The organism is bacterium (genome assembly GCA_030693205.1).
In the GTDB taxonomy this organism is placed as follows: Bacteria; Patescibacteriota; Minisyncoccia; order JAHIHE01; family JAHIHE01; genus JAHILZ01.
Genome location: JAUYBG010000006.1, coordinates 70143 through 95680, shown reverse-complemented (window position 1 = coordinate 95680; position 25538 = coordinate 70143). Strand labels below are relative to the sequence as shown.

General features: G+C 39.2%; 27 protein-coding genes and 1 tRNA gene. 19 read left to right on the top strand and 9 right to left on the bottom strand.

All coding sequences use genetic code 11. The annotated features are described in order from the left end of the window. Positions 1-58 precede the first annotated feature (58 nt). The 3 genes from Q8N37_01350 (at position 59) to Q8N37_01340 (ending at position 3104) form a co-directional block, all read left to right on the top strand. The gene (locus Q8N37_01350) at positions 59-802 is read left to right on the top strand and encodes a class I SAM-dependent methyltransferase (GenBank protein ID MDP3057153.1); all 744 of its coding nucleotides are present in this window, start codon (positions 59-61) and stop codon (positions 800-802) included. A gap of 14 nt (positions 803-816) precedes the next feature. Further along, on the top strand, positions 817-1494 hold the full coding sequence (locus tag Q8N37_01345) for a class I SAM-dependent methyltransferase (protein ID MDP3057152.1): 678 nt from the start codon (positions 817-819) through the stop codon (positions 1492-1494). 188 nt (positions 1495-1682) lie between these two features. After that, positions 1683-3104, top strand: coding sequence for a hypothetical protein (locus tag Q8N37_01340; protein MDP3057151.1), 1422 nt, complete (start codon positions 1683-1685; stop codon positions 3102-3104). 26 nt (positions 3105-3130) lie between these two features. Here Q8N37_01340 and Q8N37_01335 read toward each other — a convergent pair whose 3' ends face one another. Continuing rightward, positions 3131-3919, bottom strand: a complete 789-nt coding sequence (locus tag Q8N37_01335) for a hypothetical protein (protein ID MDP3057150.1) — start codon at positions 3917-3919, stop codon at positions 3131-3133. Between the two features lie 649 nt (positions 3920-4568). On the opposite strand from Q8N37_01335, the gene rplU reads away from it, so the two are divergent. The 3 genes from rplU to Q8N37_01320 all read left to right on the top strand — a co-directional run bounded on the left by rplU (position 4569) and on the right by Q8N37_01320 (position 7502). Further along, on the top strand, positions 4569-4886 hold the full coding sequence (rplU, locus tag Q8N37_01330) for a 50S ribosomal protein L21 (protein ID MDP3057149.1): 318 nt from the start codon (positions 4569-4571) through the stop codon (positions 4884-4886). Between the two features lie 444 nt (positions 4887-5330). Further along, complete coding sequence (locus tag Q8N37_01325) at positions 5331-6719, top strand: SPASM domain-containing protein (protein MDP3057148.1); 1389 nt, start codon at positions 5331-5333, stop codon at positions 6717-6719. Between the two features lie 81 nt (positions 6720-6800). Then, positions 6801-7502 (top strand): hypothetical protein, encoded by a 702-nt coding sequence (locus tag Q8N37_01320; protein MDP3057147.1) that lies wholly within the window; start codon positions 6801-6803, stop codon positions 7500-7502. On the opposite strand, the gene Q8N37_01315 is transcribed toward Q8N37_01320, so the two are convergent. The 5 genes from Q8N37_01315 to Q8N37_01295 form a co-directional block, all read right to left on the bottom strand. Next, positions 7494-8069 (bottom strand): non-canonical purine NTP pyrophosphatase, encoded by a 576-nt coding sequence (locus Q8N37_01315; GenBank protein ID MDP3057146.1) that lies wholly within the window; start codon positions 8067-8069, stop codon positions 7494-7496. The genes Q8N37_01320 and Q8N37_01315 overlap by 9 nt on opposite strands. A 104-nt stretch (positions 8070-8173) precedes the next feature. Next, positions 8174-8818, bottom strand: a complete 645-nt coding sequence (gene recR / locus Q8N37_01310; protein MDP3057145.1) for a recombination mediator RecR — start codon at positions 8816-8818, stop codon at positions 8174-8176. Positions 8819-8822: 4 nt separating this feature from the next. Further along, the gene (gene dnaB / locus Q8N37_01305) at positions 8823-10283 is read right to left on the bottom strand and encodes a replicative DNA helicase (GenBank protein MDP3057144.1); all 1461 of its coding nucleotides are present in this window, start codon (positions 10281-10283) and stop codon (positions 8823-8825) included. Positions 10284-10382: 99 nt separating this feature from the next. Beyond that, positions 10383-11768 (bottom strand): cysteine--tRNA ligase, encoded by a 1386-nt coding sequence (gene cysS, locus Q8N37_01300; GenBank protein ID MDP3057143.1) that lies wholly within the window; start codon positions 11766-11768, stop codon positions 10383-10385. A gap of 14 nt (positions 11769-11782) precedes the next feature. Continuing rightward, a complete protein-coding gene (locus Q8N37_01295; GenBank protein ID MDP3057142.1) occupies positions 11783-12709 on the bottom strand; it encodes a magnesium transporter CorA family protein in 927 nt (308 codons plus the stop codon). A gap of 304 nt (positions 12710-13013) precedes the next feature. Between Q8N37_01295 and Q8N37_01290 the strand changes: the two genes are divergently transcribed. Next, entirely contained in the window at positions 13014-13556 is a 543-nt protein-coding gene (locus tag Q8N37_01290) for a nucleotide exchange factor GrpE (protein MDP3057141.1), read from the top strand. Positions 13557-13716: 160 nt separating this feature from the next. Here Q8N37_01290 and Q8N37_01285 read toward each other — a convergent pair whose 3' ends face one another. Next, positions 13717-13893 (bottom strand): hypothetical protein, encoded by a 177-nt coding sequence (locus Q8N37_01285; GenBank protein ID MDP3057140.1) that lies wholly within the window; start codon positions 13891-13893, stop codon positions 13717-13719. Positions 13894-14178: 285 nt separating this feature from the next. On the opposite strand from Q8N37_01285, the gene dnaK reads away from it, so the two are divergent. Beyond that, positions 14179-16029: a molecular chaperone DnaK gene (gene dnaK / locus Q8N37_01280; protein MDP3057139.1), complete on the top strand. Its 1851-nt coding sequence runs from the start codon at positions 14179-14181 to the stop codon at positions 16027-16029. Between the two features lie 87 nt (positions 16030-16116). On the opposite strand, the gene Q8N37_01275 is transcribed toward dnaK, so the two are convergent. Continuing rightward, on the bottom strand, positions 16117-16296 hold the full coding sequence (locus tag Q8N37_01275; protein MDP3057138.1) for a hypothetical protein: 180 nt from the start codon (positions 16294-16296) through the stop codon (positions 16117-16119). Between the two features lie 162 nt (positions 16297-16458). Between Q8N37_01275 and Q8N37_01270 the strand changes: the two genes are divergently transcribed. Together Q8N37_01270 and dnaJ are read left to right on the top strand one after the other, a co-directional pair. Beyond that, a complete protein-coding gene (locus tag Q8N37_01270) occupies positions 16459-16632 on the top strand; it encodes a hypothetical protein (protein ID MDP3057137.1) in 174 nt (57 codons plus the stop codon). A 169-nt stretch (positions 16633-16801) separates the two neighbouring features. Continuing rightward, complete coding sequence (gene dnaJ / locus Q8N37_01265; protein ID MDP3057136.1) at positions 16802-17926, top strand: molecular chaperone DnaJ; 1125 nt, start codon at positions 16802-16804, stop codon at positions 17924-17926. Between the two features lie 136 nt (positions 17927-18062). Here dnaJ and Q8N37_01260 read toward each other — a convergent pair. Continuing rightward, a tRNA-Lys gene (locus Q8N37_01260) sits at positions 18063-18135 on the bottom strand. Between the two features lie 126 nt (positions 18136-18261). Between Q8N37_01260 and Q8N37_01255 the strand changes: the two genes are divergently transcribed. From Q8N37_01255 to Q8N37_01215, 9 genes are all read left to right on the top strand, one after another. Beyond that, a complete protein-coding gene (locus Q8N37_01255) occupies positions 18262-18636 on the top strand; it encodes a hypothetical protein (protein ID MDP3057135.1) in 375 nt (124 codons plus the stop codon). A gap of 155 nt (positions 18637-18791) precedes the next feature. Further along, positions 18792-19709 (top strand): phosphoribosylaminoimidazolesuccinocarboxamide synthase, encoded by a 918-nt coding sequence (locus tag Q8N37_01250; GenBank protein ID MDP3057134.1) that lies wholly within the window; start codon positions 18792-18794, stop codon positions 19707-19709. A 106-nt stretch (positions 19710-19815) separates the two neighbouring features. Continuing rightward, positions 19816-21555, top strand: a complete 1740-nt coding sequence (gene argS, locus Q8N37_01245; GenBank protein MDP3057133.1) for an arginine--tRNA ligase — start codon at positions 19816-19818, stop codon at positions 21553-21555. Between the two features lie 170 nt (positions 21556-21725). After that, a complete protein-coding gene (locus Q8N37_01240; protein MDP3057132.1) occupies positions 21726-21920 on the top strand; it encodes a hypothetical protein in 195 nt (64 codons plus the stop codon). Between the two features lie 101 nt (positions 21921-22021). Beyond that, a complete protein-coding gene (locus Q8N37_01235; protein MDP3057131.1) occupies positions 22022-22510 on the top strand; it encodes an NUDIX domain-containing protein in 489 nt (162 codons plus the stop codon). 195 nt (positions 22511-22705) lie between these two features. After that, positions 22706-22912 (top strand): hypothetical protein, encoded by a 207-nt coding sequence (locus Q8N37_01230; GenBank protein MDP3057130.1) that lies wholly within the window; start codon positions 22706-22708, stop codon positions 22910-22912. Between the two features lie 10 nt (positions 22913-22922). Then, the gene (locus Q8N37_01225) at positions 22923-23249 is read left to right on the top strand and encodes a hypothetical protein (GenBank protein MDP3057129.1); all 327 of its coding nucleotides are present in this window, start codon (positions 22923-22925) and stop codon (positions 23247-23249) included. A gap of 169 nt (positions 23250-23418) precedes the next feature. Further along, the gene (aspS, locus tag Q8N37_01220; protein MDP3057128.1) at positions 23419-24786 is read left to right on the top strand and encodes an aspartate--tRNA(Asn) ligase; all 1368 of its coding nucleotides are present in this window, start codon (positions 23419-23421) and stop codon (positions 24784-24786) included. Positions 24787-24814: 28 nt separating this feature from the next. Further along, the gene (locus Q8N37_01215) at positions 24815-25534 is read left to right on the top strand and encodes a protease complex subunit PrcB family protein (protein MDP3057127.1); all 720 of its coding nucleotides are present in this window, start codon (positions 24815-24817) and stop codon (positions 25532-25534) included. Positions 25535-25538: the final 4 nt, after the last annotated feature.

Sequence of the window (25538 nt, the reverse complement as noted above, 5' to 3'; positions counted from 1 at the left end):
AAATTTTTATTTATGCTATACTAAAATAAACCAAAGGTTTAATAAATAAAAAAATAAAATGATTAAAAATAATTGGTGGAAATACTATTTTAATAAAGATTATTTAGAGCTTTATTATTTTCTTTTTGACGACAAGAGAACCAAAAAAGAAATTGATTTTATCATTAATATTTTAAGATTAAAAAAAGAAGACAAAATTTTAGATTTATGTTGTGGCTGGGGCAGACATATGATTGGATTAGCAGAAAGAGGATATAATGTGGTGGGCATTGATTATTCAAAACCTTTTTTAAGAGTTGGAAAAAATATTGCCAAAGAAAAAGGCGTTAAAGCAGATTTTATTTATGGGGATATTTGTAAGTTTTTATTTAAAAAAAGATTTGATGTTATTCTTAATCTTTTTACTTCATTCGGATATTTTAGCGATAGCGACAACAGAAAAATTATTGAAAATATTTCTAAATCATTAAATCGTAAAGGGAAATTTATAATTGACACTCGGAATATTTGTTATTTTTTATCTCATTTTAAAAGTGTTTTTAAATACAAAAATGGTAAAAAAAATATTTTGGAAAATCATGCTTTTAATCCAATTACTTTCCAAGACCATGTAAAACTAAAAATTACAGAAAAAGGAAAACAAAAAAAATCCGAATATATTTTAAGACTGTATTCTTTTCCAGAAATTAAAAAAATCTTAGAAGAAAATGGTTTAAGGATAAAAAAAGTTTATGGATCTTATGAAGGAGAGAATTTTGATTTTAACAGCAAGAGAATGATTATTGTTGGAGTAAAAATATAATTATAAATAAAATTATGAGTCTAAAACGGTATTATGGTCCAAAAGGTTCTTATCTAGAAGAGCATAAAGAATATTTTTCCCCGGAACAGCTGCAAAAAGACGTTGATTTTCTTATTAAATCCTTAAAATTAAAAAAGAGAGACAAGATATTAGATGTTGCTTGCGGTAACGGACGGCATACTATTGAGCTTAAAAAAAGAGGATATAATATTGATGGTTTGGATTTTTCCGATTATTTGATCGAGGTTGCCAAAAAGCACGCCAAACAAGAAAATTTAGAGATAAATTTTTTTACACAGGATATTCATAAATTAGATCTTAAAAAAAAGTATAATAAAATATTCTTATTTTTTTCTGATCTTAGAATGATTGAGCCTGACGAAACATTGAAAAATATTACTAAAATAATGGAAAAGAATGGAATGTTTTTACTGGACTGCGATAATGTATTTAGGGTTATCGGCTATTTAAGAGAAAATCCGAAAGCTCCATATAAATTTGATTTTACCAAGATGGAGCTTGTCGTAGACAAAGATCATAGTAATAAAGGAGTAAGGTATTATACTTTTCCAGAACTTAAAAGAAAGTTTAACGATAATAACTTATTCATATCTTCAGTATATGGAAATTATGATATGGAGAAATTAAATATTAATAGTCGGCGAGTAATTATTATTGGAAAGAAAAAATAAAAGTACTGTCACGGAAAAATTAAGGTAATCTCGGAAGGGGAAGGTAAAGGCTCGACTTTTACCGTAATTTTGCCGGTGCGGCAGGAAGATAAAGATAAAGATAAAATTTGGGAAAATATATAGTTCACGCTTGTCTAAAAACCCCAATAATTGTATAATAACGGTATAGATAATTTCTTTAAAACAATATGATTTTAAAAATTTTTAGCAAAAACAAAAAAATAGTTTTAGCTAGCATTATATTTTTACTAAGCTTATTTTTTTATTCGAATTCCGCTTTAGCTCAGACAACTTATAACGCTTTGGTCACTATTCCCGGCATTCCACCCGGCGCAAAAGTTCAAGTCTATCTTTCCGGGCTTTATACTTTTCTTATTTCCGTAGTCGGTATTGTGGCGATGGGCGCGATCGTCATCGGGGGCGCAAGATATCTGACTTCCGCCGGCAATCCTTCAGCCATCGAAGATGCCAAACACACGATTAATTCGGCAATTATCGGCCTTCTTCTGGCCATTTCTTCTTGGGTGATTATTAACACGATCAACCCCGATATTCTAGTGCTTAAAAATCCGGCGATGCCGTGGAGTGCGGTAGGTTATAGTCCGACGGCAAGCGATCCGCTTGAGATGTGCGATGGACCCGGTTCATTGGGAAATGGAACAGTTAATGCGCCGTGCCATTGCATAGATAATATGGAAGCAGATGTTTTTGTCAGTCCTAATGCTCCCGCTAAAATCACTTTAACCTCTCCCGCAGACGGAGCATCCGCGGCTGTTGGCGCTTCTGTAACTCTGGCAGGGAAGCTTACTGATGCAAGCGGTAATCCCGTGGTTAACACCAATATAAGAGTATATGTTATTAATGATGGGGCAGGAATTGATGGAATGAGATATACTCAAATACAAACGAACGCTAGCGGTATTTTTTCTATTTTGTCTACGCTTCCTACATTTTGTGCCGATGATGTAAAACTTCAGGCGATTTTTCCGGAAACTGATCCGTATTCCAGCTCAACTTTTATTGCCAGTAATGTAGTAAATTTTACCGCTACCGGAGTTCCTGCCTGCATCGCAACCGATTACCCGCGACATCCGGCGAAAATTTTTGTTTCGGGAAAGCTTGCCTGCAAAGATATTTGTTCAAATCCGTCTTGGGCAAGCGATGGGTTGTATCATTGTATGAAAGCGGATTTAAGGGTAGGGACAACTTTTATGCCTATGGGAAAACAAGTAAGCGTTAAAGTGGGTGAAACTGTTTATTTCGATGGAAGAACTTATTCAGCGGACTATGCTTATCCAAATTTAAAAACCGATGTTCTCAGTGATGGTCCGGGTTTTGATAACGGGGTAGATAGATATGAGATCGATTATACTACCCCATGGTTAGGATGGACATCAGATTATGCAAAAAGTGAAACAACGAATTGTGATTTATTACTTGGTGTTTTAGGTGTTCTCGGTAATGCATTATTTGATGTAACATATACTGGAGGTATGACATCGACGACATATGCGGCAGCTGGTAAGTATGAGGGGTGGTTAAGAATAACTAGTAAGAATGGTTGTTACGGTCCTATTATGGATAGAGTTCAGATCAACGTTAATCCATAAAAAATAAAAAAGATGCATATACTTACTTATGCATCTGAAGTGCTGAATTCGCTTATTTGTATATAAGCGGATTGTTTTACTAAATTGTTTATTTTTAAGAGATCGTCTTTTAATCCTCCAAGCTTTTGATATTCGTTTATGTTTTGCGTATCAATTGTCTGGAATGATTTTTTTTCTCCAGCTTTCAAAAAGGTGGAAGCGCTTGAGCTACTTTGGCCGTTTATATAAATTATAGGTAATTCCGTTAAATATAGATAATCTTTCGTTATGAAAGTGAATTTTTTTTCACCTATTATATTTATATTATTGGCGCCACGATTTTCTAAATAGCCGCTAACTTTATTATTGACAATCATGCTTGTAATATAGAGATTTGATTTTCCAATTCTTATCTCTTGCGGAAGATTGCCAATTGGCATTAAAGATTTTCCGCCTATTTCCAGACGGTTAATTCTTTGCGCAAGAATCGGGTCATTACGATCCGCACTGATCTGATTCTTCTCCTTCCCCTCTGTCGGGGTTGGAGTTGCCGTTCCGACTACAGGTTGACTATTACCCATCATTCCGCCGCCAGACGAACTGCCGCCAGACGAGAGCGAACCATCAGTTGCAGTTTTAGCAAATATTGCATTTGCAATATTGTCTCGCGTACTTGCCGGCAATGAGAATCCGATAACCATCACAAGCACTACAGCGGCAAACAGATACAGAAACCATTTTTTCGTTATCAGTTCTTCGAGCCACTTTGGCAGTTTAATCTGTTCAATTTTTCCTACTTCGCCATTGCCTTCTTTCTTGATTACCATTTCAATCACTTTTATCCTGCCCTAAGGGGCTTTATTTTATTTCGGTTCTGTTTTACTTCCAGATGAAGTATTCGTATTCTGTACATTCCCATTCTATCCTATTCGTGATTTTCATTCTGCTTCGAGATTTTTGTATCTTCAAGACAGTTATTGATTACATTTTTGTGCAATCAAATTTCTGCCCTGAAGAAAATTATTTAAATTGTAAAAGAACGACATCCCCTCCTTTTTTAAAAAAATACGGGAATTGCTCCCGCACCGGATTCACTATTAGATTTTTTCTGCCATCTCTTTTATGTCGCCTAGGTTCGCGCGGTAGCGGAATTGCACGGTTTTTAAGCCGGTATTGAGCATTTGACCCTTTTTGCTTTGATTGCAGAAACTAATCATAGGTAAATCTAGTGCGTTAGTAAATTATCTAAAGTATAGCAGAAATTCAGGATTTGTCAACCCCGGTCAGAAGTTTTAGGAAAATCTCATTTATTTCCTTATATTTAAAGATAAATCGGCTTCGCCTTCAGTTTTCATTTAAAAGCAAGGTTAGATTACAACTTCTGACGGGGTAAAGCATTAAGAGGGCTTACAGACTAAAGAGGTTGACATTCCACCCATTATTTGTTAAAGTAAATATTATATTAATTCAGATAATTATTTTTATATGAAAATTGCAGTGATTGAATCCGGAGCGAAGCAGTATTTGGTTTCTCCCGGCGATAAAATTAAAGTGGAAAAATTAAGCGTCAAGGAAGGCGATAAGATTGATTTTAACAATGTTTTGCTTATTAACAATGACGGCAAGACGGTCATTGGCACTCCTGTCATCAAAGGCGCGAAAGTGACCGGCGATGTCTTGAAACAAGGAAGATTGCCAAAAGTGACTTTGACCAAATACAAGGCAAAGGAACGCCAAAGAGTTCACAAAGGGCACAAACAGCCTTTTACCGAAATTAAAATCGTAGATATTGTGGAAAAATAGAATGAAAGATCGGCGAGGTTTATTCTGGTTATTAAAACATTCTTGTATATAAATGCGGGAATGTTTTTTGTAAGATTATTTTATATGGCAACTTGTCATTGACAAAACTCCCGGATTTGTTAGAGTTGTGCTCAAGGAAGGATGGCTAAATAGAAGCTATTTAGCCAGATGAGTTCTTTTAAAACATACAGGAGGATGTAAAAATGGATGTTATTTCGCCAACAGCGGTAGATGCCGCTAAGGTGCTAGGTAATGCTGCAAATACTGTACATGCAGCCAAATGTGGTACATGTGCGTGTAAGTGCGCATGTAGATACAACAAGGGCATAGATAAATCGCTATGGTAAAAACCTGTTCGGCCGAATAGGGATGGGGAAGCAAAGGTTTCTCCTTCCTTGTTCGAATAAAGGAAAATAGATTATATAGAAATAAAGGAGGTAATGTATGGAAAGAACAACCCTTTTCCTTTCAAGATACGCTCATTTTTTTGAGCAAAAACCTGTAATAGCTTGCTATCATTCTCTTCGGATGATGCCAGTTTATATTCCGGATGCGCTTCTGCCGATAATTAAGAAATTTGAGGGAGGCGCTGATTCGCAAAGCCTACTCGCGCTTGTTGGCTCAAAAGATCAAGAAACTTTTTTAAGAGCGGTTGATGCCCTTAAAAATGTAAAAGTTTTGATCCAGGATCCCGCAGAAGATAAAAAAGCTATTGATTATTTCATGGATTTGCTTGGCAAGCCTTATCCCCACTTAGCCTATGTCATCCTAACAGAAAGGTGTAATTTCCGTTGCGGTTATTGTTTTGTAAAAAATAATAATCCCATGGGTAATATGACAGAGGAGATAGCTTTTAAAGGACTTGATTTCTTTTGTCGATTAATTGCAGAAGATCCTGAACAGTTTGATCTAGAAAAAACAATTGTTTTTTATGGCGGAGAGCCCTTGTTGAATTGGACAGTACTTGAGATGCTTTTAAATAAGATTAAAAAGTACATGGAAAGTGGTAAGCTTCCCAAAAAAACAACCCTTAATCTAGTGACTAATGGAAGTTTATTAAATCACGAGATTGCCAGAATGCTTAAGAGCCACGATGTTCAGGTCTCAATATCAATTGACGGCGATGACTTTGCAACTAACTCCAGCCGGATCTATGCAAGCGGAGAGCCCGTTTATCAAGACATCAAAAGAGGCTTTCAGGTTTGCAAAGAAGCAGGTATGAATATCGGTGCGTCATGCACTCTTTCAGAGGCAAGTATCCGTGATTTCGACGCTACCATACGGGTTTTACTGGATGAATGCGGAATATCCAATTTAGGATTAAATCTGCTGATTAGTAATGACGGAAAAATGGATAATGGTTACAACGAAAGAGCGGCAAAATTTATTCTTGATGCTTTTCAAGTTTTTAGAAAAAGAGGCGTCTACGAAGATCGCATAATGAGAAAAGCGAATGCTTTTATCGAAAAGACAGTTTGGCCATTTGACTGCGGAGCAACTGGGGGCAATCAGATAGTGATTGCACCTGATGGAGATATTGGAGTTTGCCATGGGTTTGTTGGTAAAAAGAAATATTTCCCAACAAATGTCTACGACAACGACTTTAATATCAGCAATGATAAAGATTTCAGAGAATGGAGTATGAGATCGCCTCTGAATATGCCGGAATGTCAAAGCTGCCCTGCTTTAGGTATTTGTGGTGGAGGCTGTCCATATCAAGCAGAGCTTGAAGAGGGTTCTATTTGGGCACTCGATAAACGCTTTTGCGTACATGCGAAAATGACGCTCGAATGGCTTGTTTGGGATCTTTATAAGCAAGCGCAGGTTAGTTAAATAGTGAAATATAAAAAGGGAGGTTTTATACCCACTGGATTTTTTCTTAAAAAAAAGATAGAATGATAGTGGGTTTTATTTATGAAGCAACCAATTATAAAATTAAAATTTGATCAAAAACTAGATCAAGTCAAAGCTTGGGATTTTTACCTTAGCTCAAATTTTGGAGGGTGTGATTTTTGGAAGGAAAGAGCTTTGAAGTATCATCCGAAACTTATTGAAATTAAATCAGCTGAAAATCCAAAGAAATTTTTAAATAAATACATTATAGATTTTTATAAATCTAATAACAGAGAAATAAAAATTCTTAGTGAAAATACTATTAAATATATTAATCAAGAACAAAATAATTTCTTTTTAGTGGTAAGTAAGTTATTTAATGGGTATCCGTGGCCAAGGAAAAAATATATTGGCGATTTTTCTATATTTGATTTTTGTCCTCGTTTTCTTGATTCAGGTGAGTTTCAGGTTTTTATTTATAATAATCGCAGTTTTCAGCTTTTTACTATTTTTCACGAAATGCTCCATTTTATATTTTATGATTTTGTGCAAAAAAACTTTCCCGAGACTAGAAAGATGGATACTGAACAAGGAAAGTTATGGGGTATGGCAGAAGTGTTTAATGCTGTAATCCAAGATACTGAAGATTTTATTTCTTTGCATGGAAAAATAAAAAATATCGGTTATCCAGATCATAAAGATTTGATTTTACAAGGTAGTCGTTTGTGGAAAAAGTATCCAAGTGTTTATAATTGGGTTAACGAGATGTTAAAATTATTTTAAATATTTTTCTTTATTTTTAATTAAGAATTCAGCGATAGAAATATAATTTTTATTCCATATATTCACTCGTTCTTCTTCAGGGTATTCTGTTAATGTTCTTGTTTCGTTTGCGAGTCTGATAATTCCGCTCCAGCCATTTTTCGGGTCAGGAATATTAATTTTATTTTCAAAATAAATAGGTACTTTGTACATATATTCTAAAGTAAAGCCGTTTGGTTCAGCAAAAACAGTTGCAACTTCCATATAGCCGCTTCTGTCTTTTTGGGTCTTAAGAATTTTCAATAATTTTTCAACTGGCAGATGTTTTTCTATAAAATTTGCGTATGGACCGGGAATGCCTAGTGCGTTTATAAACATACTGTGGTCTTCTCTGATCATAGGCATTTTAAATTCTTTAGCAGCTTGTATTGCTGTATATTTAGCTATTTCCAAGCTTGTGTCCGCTTGAATTTCGGGGAATTCTTTATTAATTTGGTTTATTAAAATTCCATATTTACTAAATGCGTTTTTAGCGGCAAGTAATTTTCCCGGATTTTTGATAATAAGGTTGATTGTTATTGACGTCATAATTAGAAAAGATTATTTTTTCTTATATAAATATAGCATTATGGTTGAATAAAAACAATAATTTTACTTTTTTATAAATTTGTTAAAAAGAATTTCTCTATTGTTTATAAATTTCTTCTTCCTGCCAGCGCGCTGGAGATAGTTGCTTCATCCATATATTCCAATTCGCTTCCACTGGGAAGGCCTCGGGCGAGGCGCGTGATTTTTACTCCCAAAGGAGATAAGACCCGGACCAAATAAAGCGCGGTGGTATCGCCTTCGGTGTTGGGATTGGTGGCAATTATTATTTCCTGGATCTTGGGATTATTTTTTTCTTTGTCGGGAGATGCGGTGGAGGCAGGGGAATTATTGCGTTTTGAAATTCTCGCGATCAATTGTTTGATTCGCAGATTTTCCGGCATAATATGCTTGTGAGGGCTGATCACTCCGCCCAAGACATGATAAAGCCCTTTGTATTGGCCGGATTTTTCGAGGATTATAATATCCAAAGCGCTTTCGATCACGCAGATCTTTGTTTTGTCTCTTTTGGGGTCGGCGCAGATCAGGCAGAGATTTTCTTCGGAAATATTGCCGCATTCGGCGCAGTGCTTTATTTTTTTCGTGAAATCGATCAAGGCATAAGCGATAGCGCTCGAATATTCCTTGGGCTGGCTGGCTAAGAAGAACACCAGCCGCTCGGCGAATTTCGGGCCGATCCCGGGAAGTTTTGACAATTGTTTGGATAATATTTCTATCGGTTTTGCAGGCATTGTTTTAATACGTAGTTAGGTCTTTGTAATCTTGAGAATTAATATAATCTTGATAAACGGAATCTTTTTGGCTAAGATTTTCGAATGAAGCCCTTTCGCTTCTGAAGTATAGCTTGATCGTGCCGATCGGGCCGTTTCTGTGCTTGGCGATTATGATATCGACAATATTCCGGTTTTCTTCGGTTTCATGCACGCGGCTTTCGCGATAGATCATCAGGACGACATCGGCATCTTGTTCGATCGTACCGCTTTCTCTAAGGTCTGAAAGGCGCGGTTTTTGCCCTTCCCGCGATTCTACGGCTCGGGATAACTGGGAAATGGCGATAATCGGAATATTTAATTCTTTGGCCAGCGATTTCAAAGAACGGGTGATTTCGCCCAATTCTTGCACGCGGTTGTCAGAGTAGTTCGATCTTTTCGTCCGATCGGATTGCATTAGCTGCAAGTAGTCGATGATTATCAATCCCAGATTTCCGGTTTCGTTTTGGAGCCGGCGCGCCATAGTGCGCATAGCCATTACGTTGGTTGATCCCGCGTCATCGATATAGATCGGGGCGCCGGACAAAGTATCCATGGCTTCGCTAATTCTTGAAAATTCATCGTTTTCTCCTTCACTGGATAGTCGGCCGCTCCGGAGGCGCCGTAAGTCAACTTTGGCTTCCGAGCAAAGCAATCTGTCGACTAATTGTTCTTTGCTCATTTCAAGCGAGAATATCCCCACGCCTTTTTTTTCTCTGATGCTGACATGGCGCGCTATATCCAAAGCAATAGAGGTTTTTCCCAAGCTGGGGCGGGCGGCGATGATAAGCAGGTCGGATTTTTGCAATCCGTTCAAGGCCATATCCAGATCCTGAAAACCGGTCGCGACTCCCCGGAATTTATCTTTGTTCTGGTGCAAGCGGTCGATCCGGTCAAAAGTTTCCTGCAAGATCGGTTTGACATGGAGAAAACTTTGGCTTAAATATTTTTGCGAGATTCCAAAGATCAATTTTTCGGCATCGTCGAGAAGCTTGTCGACTTCTTCCGATTCCTCGTATCCCAGAGTTAATATCTGTCCGGCGGTATTGATCAGGCGGCGGAGAGTCGCTTTTTTCTGGATGATCTTCGCGTAATAGACGACATTGGCGGCGGAAGGCACGGAATTGACGAGGCTCGCCAAATATCCGCTGCCGCCGATCTCTTCCAGCTGGTTTTTTTCTTCCAGCCTATTGGTCAAGCTTAGCATATCGATCGGTTCCTGGTGGGCATATAGTTCAACCATAGCGGAAAATATTTTAGCGTGGGTGTTTTTGTAAAAATCATCCGGGACGATCATATTTTCGATTTTGATGATCGCGTCTTTGTCCAGCATTAAAGATCCGAGTAGCGCTTGCTCGGCTTCCAGATTTTGAGGCGGAAGGCGATCGAAAGCCGCGAGGTCGGAAACAGGAATAATGTCTTTTTTGTTTTTATTGTCAAAAGCCATTTTTTTATTTAGTATACAAATTCTATCACTATTTTTATTCCGTGTAAATACATAAAAAGAGGTTTTTTATCCTCTTTTTATGCACGAGTTGATAACATTCTATTTATTCTTTACCTTGGTCTTCCCGTCCGTATCTTCCACTGCAAACCCTTCTTTTTCGATTTTTTCCCGCAATTGATCCGCCAGCGCCCAATTTTTTTCTTCTCGGGCTTTTTCACGCTGTTCGGCCAATTTTTTAATTTCCGGCGGGATCGTTATTTTTTTCTTTTTGATCTTATCCAAGCCCAGCCCGAAAATTTTATCCATAATTAAAAGCGATTGCTTTTTGGCCGAATCCGGATATTGGGATTTCATAAGTTCCCACATTATGGCTATAGCTTTCGGAGTGTTAATGTCGTCATTGATCGCTTCGGTAAATTGGCGGTCGAATTTCGCGCAGTTGATCTTGGAATCGTTTTTTTTGATTTTCATCCGGCCGACGGCGTCGTATAAATTGTTCAGGGCGGTTTGAGCCGCTTCCAGTGATTTCCAGGTAAAATTAAGATTGGTCCGGTAGTGCGCGGTCAGGCAGAGATAACGCATAGCCAAAGGCGAGAAGCCTTTTTTTATTACATCATCCAGCGTATAAAAATTTTTCAGGGATTTGCTCATCTTTTGCCCGTTGATCATCAGGAATCTCGTGTGGAACCAGTAATTCACGAAAGTTTTTCCGGTTGCGGTTTCGGTTTGGGCGATTTCGCATTCATGGTGGGGAAATTTATTGTCTTCGCCGCCGCTATGGATATCAAAAGATTCGCCCAAGTATTTCATGCTCATTGCCGAGCATTCGATATGCCAGCCGGGAAATCCTTTGCCCCACGGCGAATCCCATTCCATTTCTCGTTTAGAATCAGCGGGACTGAATTTCCAAAGCGCGAAATCAGCCGGATTTTTCTTCTCCGGATTAACTTCAATTCTCGCTCCGGCTTTTAACTTTTCCAAAGTATTGCCGGATAATTTTCCGTAGGCGGGAAATTTGGAAATATCGAAATAAACTCCGTCGGTTATGACATATGTCGCGCCTTTGGCTTCCAATTTTTTGATCAGATCGATCATTTCGGGAATATGATCGGTGGCTTTGCAGATTACGTTGGGTTTCAGCAAATTCAAATCATTGCGATGTTTTAAAAAAATATCAGTGTAGTATTTGGCGACTTCCCAAACAGTTTTTCCTTCGCGGCGCGCGCCTTTTTCCAGTTTGTCCTCGCCGGTATCGCCATCGGAGGTCAGGTGGCCCACATCGGTGATATTCATTACCTGGCGCACTTTGTAGTCATTGAATTCCAGAGTGCGGCGCAATAGATCGGCAGTAGTATATGTCCAAGCGTGGCCGATATGGTCATAATCATAAACCGTCGGTCCACAAGTATAAAGACCCACTTCCGGAGGGTTAATGGGTTTAAATTCTTCTTTTTTTCTGGTCAACGAGTTGTATAGTTGCAGCATAATTTTAAATTTTATTACATCCATTTTTTATTTTTGTAATAAGCCAGCAGAAGAGCGCCCGCCAAAAACATTACCAGCAGTATTATGGAAAAGCCAAAAGGATCTTCGGTAAGGGGAAGTCCGCCGATATTCATTCCCCATATATTTACGATCAAAGCCATTGGCGCCAGTATCACGGAAACAACGGTAAGAACTTTCATTGTTTCATTGAGCTGGTAAGACAAAAGGCTTTCGTTTGTTACCTCGATAGATTCTATCATTTCTTTGTGGTTTTCTATCGTATTCCAAATTTTGATATTTGATCCGATAACTTCTTGGGCGTGCCTTTCGATCTTTGCAGTGTTTTTTATTCCGCAAAAACGATAAGCTTTTCGCATTAATGATTCCAAAATCGCGTGCTGAGGCTTGATAATTCTTCGAAAATTTATAATATCGCGTTTTACAATGGCAATCTCTCTTAGCATTTCTTTTTCTTTGCCTTTAAATACATTTTCTTCGATCGCATAAATATTATCGGCAATATGATTAAGCATAGGCATTTGAGCATCAATCAAAGAATCAAGCAGATGATATAAAAGATGAATATGTCCTTTGCCCAGATAAGCGCTTTTGTCTTTCAAGCAATTATTGCAAATACGAAAAAAATTATTATGTTCGGAGAGATTTCCGTCGTGAGAAGTGATCAATGTGTCGTTTGTAATTACTATATCAAGTTCTGTCGAACGGCTCTGGCGGCTTTCGGAACTATAAAGTGGAAAATGAAGGATTATAAAAAGATAGCTTTTGTACTCTTCGATCTCGGATCTTTTGATGGGGGGTACTAAACGCTCAAGAACACTGTCTCTAATTACGAATTCTTTTTTTAATTGTTTGATATCTTCGGCGGTTGGGTGGTCGATATCGATCCAATTAAATCCTTTGGCGGTAAGTTTTTTGAGCATAAAAAAGTTGTTTAACTGATTGCTTGTATTATATTACAAAAATCAAACCTTGACAAATGGGTAAAAATTGGTATAATTCAATGTTACTTTTTTAAAGGGAAGCTCTTGAATTTTTTTAAAAACTATGTTAAATTGGATTAGCAGTTTAGAGATTAATAAATTATTAGGGAATTTTGTTAAAGTCGTTATTTTGTCATTGCGAGGAGTGAAATGACGAAGCAATCTATAGCCGAAAAATGAGATTGCCGCGCCCTGAGTACAGGGCTCGCAATGACAAGTGGCAGCGAGGCTTAATAAAAAAATTATGTTTTCAACTAAAAAAGAAGATGATGGGGTAAAATCAGGCGCGACAAGCGACGAACAGGATGAAAAAGGCGGAAACGAACTAGAGCTATTGAAAAAACAGCTGGAAGAAGAAAAGAAAAAATCAGCCGAATATCATGACCACTGGAAGCGAGCAATGGCGGATTTTCAAAATTATAAAAAAAGGCAAAGCGAATTATTCGGGGAATTGGTGGGCGCGGCCAATCAGGAATTGATTTTGGCGTTGCTTCCGATTTTTGATACTTTTACTTTGGCAGTGAAGCACATTCCGGAAGACTTGAAAGATAAAGAATGGACAAAAGGCGTGACCCAGCTAAAAGAACAATTGGCGAGTTTGTTGAAAAGCAAAGGGTTGGAAGAAATTAAATCAATCGGCGAGAAATTCGATCCGGAATTTCACGAAGCGGTAGAGATAGTGGAAAGTAAAAAACAGGAAGGCGAGATTTTGGAAGAAGTTCAGAAAGGATATAAGCTGAACGGAATGGTGATCAGGACGGCGAAAGTGAAAGTGGCAAAAAAATAAATATATTTTTTGCCATTCCGAATTTGCCAGCAGGCAAAGAGGAATTCCCCAAACATGATTATGCGATAAGTAGTTTATTTTGTAAGTATTCGTCGTCTCTAAGGGATTTCTCCTTATAGTCGAAATGACAGAAATAAAAAAAGAGGAACCGAAGTTCCTATTACGCAAGTTTGATATCTTTTATCGCGCAAGCAATTTTGATAATTATCGCGCAAGCAGTAATTATCAAAGCAACCGGCGTTAGTATAAAAACAATTGCATGCCAAACTAGATTGCCAACAGTTGTTTCCTTAAGATGTGGTTTTGGATCATAGCCGAAGTTACTGCCAAGTTCCATGAAATCCCGCCATAAAAAGATATTTATAGCTGCTAAAAGGTTTCTTGCCCACTTAAGTATTGTTTTAATGTTCGTTTACTTCACCTCCTCTTGAAATTTTATTGAATCAATAGTATAATAAAATACACAAGAAGTCAACATAAAAGAATAATTAAAAATAATAAATTCAAAATTTAAAAACAATTTCAAGTGATAAATGCTTAATTCTAAAACTTTTAACATTTAAAATTTGATATTTAAGATTGTTTTTGGATTTAAAATTAGTAATTTATAATTTTCAAATACATGTCAAAAATCATAGGAATCGATCTGGGAACTTCAAACTCGGCTGCGGCGGTAATGGAAGCGGGAAAACCGACTATTATTCCTTCGGCTGAAGGAACTTCTGTGGGCGGAAAAGCTTTTCCGTCGGTGGTGGCTTTTACCAAGACCGGCGAGCTTTTGGTGGGCGAACCGGCGCGCCGCCAGGCGGTAACCAATCCGGAAGGAACAGTAATGGCCGCCAAAAGAAAAATGGGCACGGATTTTAAATATAAAATATTCGGCAAAGAATATACGCCTGAGCAGATCTCCGCTTTTATTTTGCAGAAGATCAAGAAAGACGCGGAGGCTTATCTCGGACAGAGAGTGGAAAAAGCGGTGATCACGGTGCCGGCGTATTTCAATGATTCTCAGCGCCAAGCAACTAAGGATGCAGGCGCGATCGCGGGATTGGAAGTGGTGCGTATTATAAATGAACCGACGGCCGCGGCTTTGGCTTATGGATTGGATAAAGTCGGCAAAGATCAGAAAATTTTGGTTTTTGATCTCGGCGGTGGAACGCTTGATGTGACGATCATGGATTTTGGCGAAGGAGTTTTTGAAGTGGAATCCACTTCCGGCGATACCCAGCTGGGCGGGACCGATATGGACAAAGCTTTGATCGATTTTATAGTTGAAGAATTTAAAAAAGACAATGGCATTGATCTGTCTGCTGATAAAATGGCGATGCAAAGGATCAGAGAAGCGGCGGAGAAAGCCAAAATTGAATTGAGCACGACGCTCGAAACCGATCTTAATCTGCCGTTTGTTACGGCGAATGAAGCCGGGCCGAAACATTTAGCTTTGAAACTTACCCGAGCCAAGCTCGAATCTCTTATCAAGCCGATCATCGATAGAATGCGCCATCCGGTGGAGCAGGCGCTTAGCGACGCGAAATTGACCCCTCAGCAAATCGATAAAGTGATTTTGGTCGGCGGGCCGACCCGAATGCCGATCGTGCAGAAATTCGTGGAAGATTATGCCGGAAAAAAGATCGAGCGGGGCGTGGATCCGATGGAATGCGTGGCGGTTGGAGCTTCGATCCAAGGCGCTGTGCTGGGCGGAGAAGCGAAGGAAGTTTTACTTTTGGATGTTACTCCGCTTACTCTTGGCATTGAGACGATGGGCACGGTCGCTACTCCTTTGATCAATCGCAATACCACTATTCCGACTTCAAAGTCGCAAGTATTTTCCACCGCGGCTGACAATCAGACTTCGGTAGAAATCCATGTTTTGCAAGGCGAGAGGCCGATGGCTTCTGATAATAAATCATTAGGCAGATTTATTTTGGACGGGATCCCTCCGGCAGCGCGCGGCATTCCGCAAGTCGAAGTGATTTTTGACATTGATGCTAATGGAATTTTGACGGTTACCGCGAAAGATAAAACTACAAGTAAAAGCCAAAATATTACCATTCAAGATTCTTCAAAACTTAGCAAGGAAGATATTGAGAAGATGAAAGCGGAAGCGGAAAAATTCTCCGCCGCCGATCGGCAAAGAAAAGAATTGGTGGAAGTCCGGAATATTGCGGATAATTTGATGTATACTGCTGGAAAATCCATTAAAGACGCGGGCGCAAAAGCGCCGGAAGCGATGAAAAAAGAAGTGGAAGAAAAAATTGCCGCTTTGAAAAAAATAAAAGACGGCGACGATTCTGCCGCGATCAAAAAGGCTACTGATGAATTATCCCAGTCGCTGCAAAAAATAGGCGCGGAATTGTATAAAGCCCAGCCGCAAGGTCCAAGCGCGGGAGAAGCGCCTAAAGGAAAAGCGGATGATAAATCCAAGGAAGGCCCCGTAGAGGGGGAATTTCAAGAAAAAGATAAGAAGAAATAGGAGATGAATATTAAAAAACTCGCCGAGAAATTCGGCGGTTTTTTTTAATTTAGAAGATTCTGATTTAAATTTTTATTCAATGTTGTTTTAGAGTCCTAAGATTCTTGCGTTTTCGTTGAATGAATCTATCCAGTGGTTCGCAATAGCGATTTTAATCAGAGCGGCCAAAGCCAAAAGCATTATAAGCGCGAACATTCTTATGCCGATTTTTATATAATCTATTTGTCCGTCGTTTGCCGGATCATTCCAACGTTTTTTGTCGCTCATAGTAAAAAATAAATTATAAAATACGAATCAAAATAATTGTAATAACCTTTTTAATTATACACGATTTTTCTTGACAAAACAAGTTTTTTGAGTATAATATGAGTTAGGAATACTTGGTACATTTAAAATAAGAGAAAGAGAAAAGTTAAATGGAGGAACAGTATGGAAATAAAAGTAATAAATAAAGAAAAATTTTATTGTGGGTGTGGTGTAGAAATCGGAGCTTCTCAAACAGCATGCGGAGCATGCCAAAGAGAATATAATGAAATACAACCTTGTCTTGTAGGACACGGTTTGCCAGACTTTTTTGAGGCAGGGGTGAATATCCGTTTTTAACGGAAAGTAAAACCAAGTATTCTAGGACGGGAATTAAGTTAATAATTAATAAAGATTGTAAATTAAATTCCCTTCCTTCCTAATTTCGGGGTTAGTATAATTTTAGACACTTCAAGGTCTTTTTTATTTTGTGTAAGCAGTGTATAATAGATTTATTAGATTTTTTATTATGGCTCGAGATTATTATGAAATTTTAGGAGTTGGCAAAGGCGCGTCGGATGAAGAGATCAAACGCGCTTATCGGCGTTTGGCGCAAAAACATCATCCGGATAAGCCCGGCGGGGAAGAAAAAAAATTCAAAGAAATAAACGAAGCTTATCAAGTGCTTTCCGACAAGCAAAAAAGAGGCCAGTATGATCAATATGGCCAGACATTTGAACAAGCTCAAGCTCAAGGCGGAGGCGGATTTGGCGGGGCTCAAGGTTTCGGGGGCTTTGAAGATATATTTCGCGGCGCTGGCGGCGAAGGAATAAATTTTGAATTCGGCGGGGAAGGGTTCGGCGATATTTTTTCCGATATATTCGGCGGCGGCAGGAGCCGGGGCGGGCGAGGCGGAAGAAGGGCAAAGAAGGGCGAAGACGTCGCGATTGATATCGAATTGACCCTTGAAGAAGTTTTTAGCGGGATTGAAAGGGAAATAAATTTATATAAAAGAGCGGTTTGCGCATCGTGCAAAGGAAGCGGCGCCGAAGCCGGATCAAAAATCGTGGAGTGCCAAAAATGCAAAGGAACAGGCGAGATCCGCCAGACACGCCGGACAATTTTGGGAAGCTTTGCCCAGGTTTCAACCTGTCCGGATTGCGGAGGGGAAGGAAAGACGGTGGAGAAAAAATGCAAAGCTTGCGGCGGCGACGGCAGAGTTCGGGAGAGCGTGCCGATAAAGTTAAAGATACCCAAAGGCGTGGAAGACGGAATGACTTTGACTTTGCGAGGAGCCGGCGAGGCCGGACCAAAAGGCGGAGTGAGCGGGGATCTGTATATCAATATTCATATTAAGCCGCATAAAAACTTTAATCGTCAGAACGCCGATATTATTTATGAAGCGGAAATTAATTTTTCAGAAGCTAGCCTTGGCGCAAAAATTGATGTGCCGACGATCGAAGGAACTGCGGTTTTGACCGTGCCGGCCGGCATTGAATCGGGAAAAGTTATCCGGATGACGGGCAAAGGAATGCCGCGCATGGATAGCTATGGCCGCGGCGATCAATATGTGAAAATTAAAATTAAAACGCCGAAATCTTTGACCAAAAAGCAAAGGGAATTATTGGAAGAATTAGGGAAGGAAGGACTTTAACGAATAATTTTCAATTCACAATTTTAAATTTTCAATGAATTTTCAATTCTTTAATTTTCAAACAAAAACCGGCGCTTTGCCGGTTTTTAATATATAGCGTTATAAGTTTTTAATTACAAGTTATGCGTTATTTTAGTGGGTCGGGTGGGAATCGAACCCACGACCATCAGCTTAAAAGGCTGTTGCTCTACCGACTGAGCTACCGACCCAAAATAAAAACTACTTTGGAACTATTTTCATATTATACGCATTTTGAGAAAAAAAGCAAGAGCAAGAGTTGACAAAATTCCATTTTTATAGTAGCTTGAGTTTACGAAATCATAGGAGGCAAAAAAGTGAAAGAAAAAGATAATTTTAATCCCTCGATAGAAAAATCGAATAAGTTTTTTAATAAAGCTTCGCAGGAATCGCTGCATTTGATTATCTTGCGGTGTTTGGCGAGTAAAAAATGGTATTCGCATCGTAAGAAAATTTGGTCAAAGGAAGAGATTGTAAAATCAATAAACGGATATGCGGTCGGCATTGAGACGGATAAAAGCATTAAAATCGAAGAAGTTATCCGTTGGCTTGTTAAGGAAGATTGGGTGGAAGAAGTTATTGCGGAAATCGGCACGGATACCGGTCAATTGTATAAGTATAGGATCACTGATTCGGGCAATGATCTAATGATCTTCCTGATAAGCATATCAAAAAACAAACGTAAATTTTAGGCGCATAGACGCCTTTTTTTATTGACATTTTAGAGATTTTCATTTAAGGTTAATATTAACAAGGAGGCGGATTAGAGTATAATCTGTTTATTTTTTGCTCTTTGAAAAAACAGAGAATAAAAGGAAAAGGTGATTGAAAATGGAAAAAGAAATTAATGGAAAAGGTGGTTGAAATGGGAGAATTTAGAGAAGTAAAAAAAGGAAAACTTATAATAGAAGGAAAGACAAAAAGAGTCTTTGAATGTGCAGGCAACGAACTTCCGCATATCGGTCAAATTGCGGTAGCGATTCAGTTTAAGTCCGATATTACCGCTCATGACGGCGAAACGCGGGAAACGATACCGGGAAAGGAAATAATAGACTGCAGAACAAATGACAACTTTTTCCGTCTGCTGAATGTATGGGGAATACCTACGCATTATATGGGCAAGGTGGGCGATGCCGAATTTTTGGCAAGGCGATTGGCTCAAAAGGCGCCATTTGAAGTCGTCACCAGACGAGTTGGTACGGGCTCTATTTTGGAAAGAAATCCAAATATCAAGGAAGGCCATCATTTCAAGGATCTTTACACAGAATTCTTTTACAAAGACGATTTCTTCCACGATCCAATGATTGACCCAAATTTCATAAGGGTAAAAGACAAAAAAGGGCATTTTGCGGCAATGCGGAATATTAACGAGCGAGCCTTTCTGGTTGCCGAACAAGTGCTTCATGAACTTGACTATCAGCTGATTGACTGGAAGCAAGAATATGGCTGGCCCGTGGAATTGAAATCTCAAATAATCAAGAATATTTCCACATCGTCTTTTGCGGCAGAAGACCTGATAATGATTGATGAGATAACTGCGGGAAATATAAGAATCTGGCCGATAAAAGCAAAGAAGTTTGATCTTTCAAAAGATAATCTGATGGATCAGCTTGATCCAAAAGGAAATCTTGATAAGCAGCGTTTCCGGGATGGCGAAGATCTTGTTACGGTAAAAAATGCTTTTGAAGCCCTTGCCGCATTGACGGATCAATTCTGTAAATTCTATCCTGAAACAAACACGATAGATAACAGCACGACAATATAAAATTTCAAAGGCATCTGATCCAAATTTTTTGGTAAATTAAACTCACCATAAATTGCGGATCAATGCCTCTTTTTTTTATTTCACTTTTGAGATATACTTAAGTTATATGTATAAACATCAAATCCACGATCTAATTGCTAAAGCTTTGAAAGACATGGGCATTGCCGAAATGCTCAATTTTAACGTATCTTATCCGCCTGATTCGAAATTAGGCGATTATACGAGCAATGTCGCTTTGGTCGCGGCGAAAATTTTGAAAAAACCGCCGATGGAGATTGCAAATGCCATCAAGCTGAAAGTCGTCCTTCGACAAGCTCAGGATGACAAACTAGGAAAAGGGATTATTGAGAAAATTGAAGCTGTACAGCCGGGTTTTATGAATTTTTATTTGAAGCCGGAAATCGCCGAGAAAAACTTGAATGTGATTTTAAAACAAAAAGATAAATATGGAAGCGCAAAAATAGGCAAAGGAAAAGTCGTTGTGATAGATTATTCACAGCCCAATATTGCCAAAAGAATGCACGTGGGCCACTTGCGGTCAACGATCATCGGACAGGCGATCTATAATATTTATGCACTGGAAGGATACAAAGTCAAAGGCGTTAATCATATCGGCGATTGGGGCACGCATTTCGGAAAGCTTATCTATGCGTATAAAAATTTTGCGGATAAAAAAGCGTTAAAGGAAAATTTTGCCAAAGAAATGAACCGGCTTTACGTGGATTTTAACGCGCGGGCGAAAGAAGACGAGGAATTAAACGATTACGCGAGAGCGGAAACCAAGAAATTCCAGGAAGGAGACAGAGAAAGCGTGAAGATCTGGAAATATTTTGTCCGCGAAAGCTTGAAAGAGTTCAATAAGATCTATAAAATTCTTGGCGTAAAAATTGATCATACTCTGGGCGAAAGTTTTTATCAGCCAATGCTCAATGACATTATTTCCGAAGCTTTGGAAAAAAGAAATATCGCGATTCACTCGCAAGGCGCGGTGATCATTCCGCTGGATAAGTACAATCTGCCGCCGCTTATGATCCGGAAAACCGATGGCGCCACGCTTTACGGGACGACAGATCTGGCGGCAATGAAATATCGGGTGGAAAAATGGAAAGCGGAAAAGATCATTTATGTCGTCGCGAACGAACAAGCCGGACATTTCCAGCAGCTTTTAAAAGCAGGGGAACTTATGGGCTATATAAAACCGGGGATGGCGGAACACGTGAAATTTGGCATGGTGCTGGGCGCCGATGGAAAGAAATTTTCCACTCGCGAGGGAAAAGTGATCCTTTTGGAAGAAGTGCTTGGCGAGGCGATCGGCCGCGCCAGGAAGATCGTGGAAGAAAAAAATCCGAAATTGCCTGACGCGGAAAAGAAAAAAATTGCCAAAGCGGTCGGGATCGGCGCGATAAAATACAATGACCTGTCGCAGAATCGCCTGACTGACATTAGTTTTAACTGGGATAAAATGCTTGATTTGCGGGGAAATTCGGCGCCGTATTTGCAGTACACTTACGCGCGCATAAAAAGCATTTTGAGAAAAGCGAAAACAGCCAAAACTTTTAAATTCAAGCCGGAGTTATTAAAAGATACTCGCGAGTCGGCAGTGTTGCGGCAATTGGCTATTTTTGATGAAATCATTGAGCGGGCGGGCGAGGAACGTATGCCGAACATCTTAGCCGATTATATCTATAAACTGGCGAATAATTTTAACGCGTTTTATGAAAATGTCCAGGTGTTGACTGTTGAGAAAGACCTGCGCGCGGCGCGGCTTGGGTTGGTTTCGGGCGCGGCGATCGTGATAAAAAACGGATTGAAATTGCTCGGGATCGAGACGCTAGAGAGAATGTAAAAAAATTGGAATAAAAATCATATTGGCAAGCGGCGAGATGATATCGAGCCGCTTTTTAATGGTTTATTTTTTTTAAATCTATGGCTTTGCAATAATATATAGTGGGGTTGATTTTTTATGAACTTTTTATTATAATATATTCAGAGGTGAATCAAGTGTTAATAATAAGTATGTTTGTTCCGGCGGAACAAGCCGTCACAGGTGTGCCTTGTGACAGCGATAAATGCCACGGAGGGATAATAATCAAGAACCCTTCAGGCGTAAAAGGAGCGCCGTTTCAATGCAATAAATGTATAAAAGAGTTTTCTGAGGAAAAATTCCGCATATTGCGTGAAAAACACGAAGTGTCAAAAGGCCCTCCATAAAAACCGTGCTTGCTACTGTGCGCCAAACAGTAGCTTTTTTTCTTGATTTTTTAGAGGGAAAAAGGTAGGATTAAATTAAAGTTAAGATTAGAGTTTTTATTATGATACGAGAAAAATCAGCCGGGGCGATAATTTTCCGCCGAGCCGGCCCGCCTAAAAACGGCGAGGCCCGCTTCGACTCGAGCGAATCGACTCGAGCAAGAAAAAAAATCAGATACTTGCTTCTTCATTACGAATCCGGGCACTGGGATTTTCCCCGAGGCCATATTGAACGCGGAGAAACGGAGCAGGAAACCGCGCGGCGCGAGATCCGGGAAGAAACGGGAATTAAAAAAATAAATTTTATTCCCGAGTTTCGATTTGCCATTTCCTGGTTCTATCGGAAAAAAGTCGGCAAAAAAACACTGATGAGCAATAAAACCGCGGTGCTTTTTTTGGCGGAAACCAAAGTGCATCAGGTTAAAATTTCCGACGAACATATCGGATACAAATGGCTGGATTTTAACAAAGCTATCAGCGAGCTCACTTTTCTTAAGTCGCAAAAAATACTGCAAAAAGCGAACGAATTTTTAGAAGAAAAAACCATATAAGGGGTTTGACCCCGTTAGAATTTTTTAAATTACTCTCATCATTAAATCTGGTTGTAAGGCGAAGCCGCTTCGCTTGACGATCTAGATTTTTGAAAGTTCTGGTTTAAATTTCTAACGGGGTTGACAAATTATAAATTTTGTGTATAATGAAGTAAAATCAAGGAGAATTAATAAAATATTAATTTTTATAAAATTATGTTTGGAGAAGGACCAGGAAACAGGGAGGACTTTATCAAAGCCGAGGCGGAAATTAAAACCGGTAGTCTTGGAAATGAAGGCGCGATGGCTTTGGCTAAAGAAAAAAGGCAAGCGGTTGAAGACTGGAAGACTTTGTGCGATAATGCTACCGAACTGGCAAAGTATTTTGTTGAATCTAAAAAAGAAAAAGCGGAAAATACTTAAAATGTTTTTTATGTCTCAAGTGCTTGATGAGTTTCAAAAAATAATTACGGAGTCGAATATTCCGGTGCAGGACCAAAATGATATTTTGGTTGTTTTGCCGACTTTGCCCGAAGAAGCGATTGGCGTATTGAACAGGATCTTTTTTGGCAATCCGAAAATGGTCGTGGAATTCAATAAAAGCTTTAAATCAAAAGTGCGCGCCCTGACCAATCAGGATGATAAGGAGTGGGAAGATATTTTACAAAAAGAGCGCGAACAGCTTGATGGCGTTGCTTCGGAAGAAGGCGCAGAGGAAGAGGAAGAAGGAAACGGCGGTAATAAAGAGGAAAACGACTAGAGCCGGACTTAATATCTTTGATTTTTTGCGTTGCAGCCAAAGGGCTGTTTTTTCTTTGCCAAAAAGTAAAAGATTTGCTAGAATGAATTATAAGAAATGACGAATTTTGGCTGTTTTTAGATTTTTATATCTTATAGATTTATACTTAATAATACCTAATACTATGCATATGGAACGAATTTTAACCATAGATACTCCAAAAAATATTGGTCAAAAAGTGATGCTTGCCGGCTGGGTGAATGTCAGGCGGGATCACGGCAAAATAATTTTTATCGATCTTCGTGATCGCACCGGAATTATCCAGGTGGTTTTTGTGCCGAATAAGAAAAATCCGGAATTTCAAAAGCTCGCTGAAACCTTGCGAGCCGAATACGTGGTACAGATCACAGGCACAATCAATGAACGGCCGAAAAATATGATCAATGAAAAAATTCCGACCGGGAAAGTGGAAATGCTGGCGGAAGAGTTAGTAGTATTGAACTCCGCGCAGCCTTTGCCTATTGATCTTGGCGCGGAGAAACTTGATATGGGACTTGAAACACTTTTGGATATGAGGCCTTTAACCCTTAAGCACGCCAGAGTGCGGGCGATTTTTAAAGTACAGGCCGAGATTATAAAAACTTTCCATGATTTTTTTTCAAAAAATGGATTTACGGAAATTCAGGCGCCAAAAATAGTGGCGGAAGCAACCGAAGGCGGAAGCGAGGTTTTTCCGATCGAATATTTTGAAAGCAAGGCGTATTTGGCGCAAAGCCCGCAATTTTATAAGCAGATCATGGTGGGGGTATTTGAGCGCGTTTTTACGATTGGCAATGTTTATCGGGCCGAGCCGCACGATACCACGAGGCATTTGAACGAATACACTAGTTTGGATATTGAAATGGGTTTTATTAAAGATCATACGGATTTGATGAAAATTGAAACTGAATGGCTTAAGTTTTTATTTGCGCATCTGAGCGCTAATTGCCGAAGTGAATTTGAGACGCTTGGAGTGGCATTGCCTAAAGCAATAGGCGATATTCTCGCGATTACTTTTCCGGAAGCTAAAAAAATCGCCAGAAAAATTTCCGGTAAAAAAACCGACGATCTTGACTTGGAACCGGAAGAAGAGCGCATACTTTCGGAATATGCCGAGAAAGAATTCGGTTCGGAGTTTTTGTTTGTCACTCATTATCCGACCAAGAAGAGGCCGTGGTACACGATGCCGGACGAGAAAGACGCGGCTTACACCAAGAGCTTTGATTTGCTGTTTCGCGGCGCGGAGATCACTACCGGCGGTCAGCGCATCAATAATTACGATCAATTGGTGCAAAGCATAAAAAGCCGGGGAATTGATCCGGATAATTTTAAGTTCTATCTGATGGCTTTTCAATACGGCATGCCGCCGGAAGGCGGATTAGCGCTTGGCTTGGAGCGCTTAACCGCGAAACTTCTTGGACTGGCGAATGTGAAAGAAGCGACTCTTTTTCCGCGCGATATGAAGCGGATCGATTTGTTATTACATAAAGAAAAGATTATCAAGGAAGAAAAAAAATAATTTCATAATCATTAAAAAATTTTAAAATATGTTTGCACGAAAAATATCGCCAGCTCGAATATATTTACTTCTGATGATCATTCTAAGCATTAGCGCCGTACTGGGATTTATTTTGGCTTTTGAAAAGAAAGGGAAAAGTAATTTGCCGGTTGCGGTAAACCCCGCAGTTGATTCAAAAATAAAATCAGTTAATTCGCCGTGCAGCCAGAAAGCTAAAGTTAGCGATATTTGTTCGGCAATAGGATTTGAGTTTGATTCGATTGAAGGAAAATGTGTTGTTGTAAATGGCGCCGGATGCATAGATAAACTTCCTTTTGGCAGTTTGGAAGAATGCCGGAATACTTGCGAAGCCAATGCGATGCCGGGAAACGAATTGAAGTTTAAAACAATAATAAAGGGCTTAAACGGCAATCCAACAGGGCAAGGCAATTATGTGATAAAAAGCAAATCCGAATGGATGCCGATTTTGCAAAAAACCAACGCGGAATTACCGGCGCCGATAGATTTTGATAAAGATATGATCATTGCCGTATTCCAGGGCGGAAAATCCACCGGCGGATATGGCACAGAAATCAATATGATCGCGGAAAAAGGAAATACAATTGAAGTTTCAGTGCTTGAAAATTCTCCCGGGCGCGGATGCGCGGTAACCCAAGCGCTTACAAGCCCGTTTCATATTGTTAAGGTTCAAAAATCGGATAAAGAGGCTATATTTAATGTGGAAAAAGTGATAAACGATTGTAGATAAAAAG